Source organism: Atribacterota bacterium (assembly GCA_028703475.1).
Classification (GTDB): domain Bacteria; phylum Atribacterota; class Phoenicimicrobiia; order Phoenicimicrobiales; family Stramentimicrobiaceae; genus JAQVMU01.
The window spans coordinates 1-3,092 of sequence record JAQVMU010000121.1 but is presented as its reverse complement, the minus strand read 5'-3'; the positions used below and the strand labels follow the sequence as shown (position 1 = coordinate 3,092).

Genomic DNA, 3,092 nt, shown 5'->3' with positions numbered 1-3,092 from the left:
ACAGTGTTACAATTATTAAAAAAGTAACACTGTTTTGCTTTTTATATCAGAAAAAATTAATGGAGGATATGGTATGACAAGTAGTAAGAAAAAATATCTAATTTTATCAATTTTGTTATTAATAATTAGTGCTATGAGCATGACTTGTTTTACAAATGAGATAAAAATCACTGATATTTTGGGAAGAGAAGTTTCAGTACCAGCTGATATTAATAGAATTCTTGCTGTAGGAAGTTCTCTTCGGGAAATTGTATTATTTGGGGTAACAGACAAGATTGTTGGAATCGAATACAGAGAAAAATCTGAGACTGATGAAAAAGGTGCCCCTCAAGGGTCAGATTTACCATACATGTTGGCTTTTCCCCAACTTTATGATTTACCAGTAGTTAATGTAGGAGTAGGGGGAAGCGGCTTTAATCATGAATTAATAATAGGGTTAGATCCTGATATCATATTTATAGGGGCAAGCGGAGCAGAAAAGGTTAATGATCTGTCAAATAAAACCAATATCCCTGTTATTGCTCTTTATACTGATCCAATAGGAACAGCCCAACAGGATAAATTATTCTATGATTCCTTAAAAATAATCGGGGCTACCCTGGGTAAAATAGAGCAGGCCGAAGAAATAATAGAAATTATTGAAGGGTATTACCAGGATCTTTGGGGAAGGACTGAGAATATTTCCGAAGATGAAAAGAAAAATGCTTATATCGGAGGACGTGCCTTTTTTGGTTCCCATGGAATAACCGGGACCGACCCTCAATGGCCGCCATTTAATTTAGTCAATGTAAAAAATGTAGCTTCTGAATTGTCTAATTTAAGTTCAGGAGTTAGTATTGACAGGGAAGCATTAATAGGATGGAACCCGGATGTAATATTTTTCTCACCGGTTTCGTTACCAATAATTGAATCAGAATTAACATCCACTCCTTTTAATAGTTTAAAGGCTGTTCAGGATAAAAAGGTTTATAGTATACTGCCATATTGCTGGTATGCTTATAATAAAGAGAACGCTATTGCTGATGCTTATTTTGTAGGAAAAATATTATATCCTGAAGCTTTTGATGATATTGATATAGATGAAAAGAGCATCGAGATCTATAAGAAATTTTATAAAGAAAATGGTGAAGGTGTTTATTATAAGCTAAAAGAGAGATTCGGGGCTTTTATAAATTATTAATGAATCAAGAGAAAGGCATTGCTGCCAATACGTTATGACCAAAACTATTACTGAAAAATATGAAAAATTAAATAGAAAAAAAATAGTAATTGGAATTAGTCTGTTGTTTTTTTTAATCATCTTCAGCCTTTATTCATTATCTATAGGAGGATATCAATTATCCTCAAAACAAATTTACGATGTTTTAATCGGGCAGGGTGATGATACGGCTAATTTAATTATCCTGAATATACGTTTACCAAGAATTATTGCAGCTTTGATTGCAGGAATTTCTCTTGCTGTTTCGGGTGCTGTTATGCAATGTACACTTCGCAATCCCCTTGCTTCTCCTTATACAATAGGAATATCCCACGGAGCAATGTTCGGGGCTGCTTTTGCCATAATATTATTTGGTATTGGCGGGGCAGAAAGTAGTGGAAGGATATTTATAAACAGCCCCTATTTAGTTACTTTTTTTGCATTTGCTGGTGCCATGCTGGCAGCTTTAGTAATATTATTATTAGCCAGGTTAAGAAAATTTACACCTGAGGCGATGATTTTAGCTGGAATTGCCATGGGTTCCCTGTTCTCCGCAGGAACCATGGTTATACAGTATTTTGCCAATGATTTGCAATTGGCGTCAATGGTTTATTGGACCTTTGGAGACTTAGGAAGGCCTTTATGGACAGAAGTTGGCATAATGGCTATTGTTATGATTTTTTCATTGACTTTTTTTATTTATAAGCGATGGGATTACAATGCATTGGAAAGTGGTGAGGAAAGTGCAAAATCACTGGGTGTTGAAACTGAAAGAATAAGACTATTAAGTATATCTATAGCAGCAGTTTTAATATCCGTTAATGTGGCTTTTTTGGGTATAATCGGGTTTGTTGGACTAATATGCCCCCATCTGGTAAGAATATTAATAGGTGGAGATTACAGGTTTCTTATTCCTGTATCTGCTTTATTCGGTGCAATCCTGTTATTGGTTTCAGATACAATTGCCAGGACTGTTATATCCCCGATTGTCTTACCTGTGGGTATTTTGACATCCTTTATGGGAGCGCCATTATTTCTGTATTTATTGATAAAGATGTATAAATAATTTCTATTCTACTTATGCTTGCATCATACCTGTGAGAATAGAAGTGTTTAAGATAATAATAAGGGAGATTTCTATGATGATTCTTTCCGTTAATGATATTGCATTCTCTTATAATGGTAAAGATGTCTTAAAAAATGTAAAATTTGAGGTAAATAAAGGTGAAGTAATATCTGTCCTGGGAGTAAACGGGGCAGGAAAGTCAACTCTTTTAAAATGTATTAACAAAATATTGAAACCAAAAAAAGGAACAATACTTGTTAATAATTTTAATCTCAAAAAACTCAATAAAGAAGAGATTGCCAGAAAGATGGCTTATGTTTCTCAAACAGCCTCCGCTAATTATATAACCGTTTTTGATGCGGTATTATTGGGGAGAAAACCCCATATAAAGTGGGATGTTTCGAGAAAAGATCTTGATATAACCGGAAAGGTTTTAAAACTTATGAATCTTGAGGAACATGCCCTGAGGTTTACCCGCGAATTAAGTGGTGGAGAACTGCAAAAGGTAATAATTGCCAGGGCACTTGCCCAGGAACCGCAAATACTTCTACTGGATGAACCGACAAGTAACCTGGATTTAAAAAACCAAATGGAAGTGATGGGCATTATAAAAAACATATCCCGGTCCCAGGGTATTACTTCTATTGTTGTTATGCATGATTTAAATCTTACTCTAAGATTTTCGGATAAATTTATCTTGCTGAAAGATGGGATGATATATGCAAAAGGTGATAGCAGTATTATTAACTCCAAAAATATTCGTGAAGTATTTAATATAAATGCCTATGTTGATAAATATAATGGAATACCTATTGTAGTAATGGCATA

General features: G+C 34.3%; 3 protein-coding genes. All 3 read left to right on the top strand.

What is annotated here, in order from left to right; all coding sequences use genetic code 11:
* The first annotated feature begins 73 nt into the window (after positions 1-73).
* Positions 74-1,180, top strand: a complete 1,107-nt coding sequence (locus tag PHQ99_08375) for an ABC transporter substrate-binding protein (protein MDD4289586.1) — start codon at positions 74-76, stop codon at positions 1,178-1,180.
* Positions 1,181-1,214: 34 nt separating this feature from the next.
* Complete coding sequence (locus tag PHQ99_08370) at positions 1,215-2,264, top strand: iron ABC transporter permease (GenBank protein MDD4289585.1); 1,050 nt, start codon at positions 1,215-1,217, stop codon at positions 2,262-2,264.
* 76 nt (positions 2,265-2,340) lie between these two features.
* Positions 2,341-3,092, top strand: a 752-nt coding sequence (locus PHQ99_08365) for an ABC transporter ATP-binding protein (GenBank protein MDD4289584.1), incomplete at its 3' end; no start/stop codon positions are given.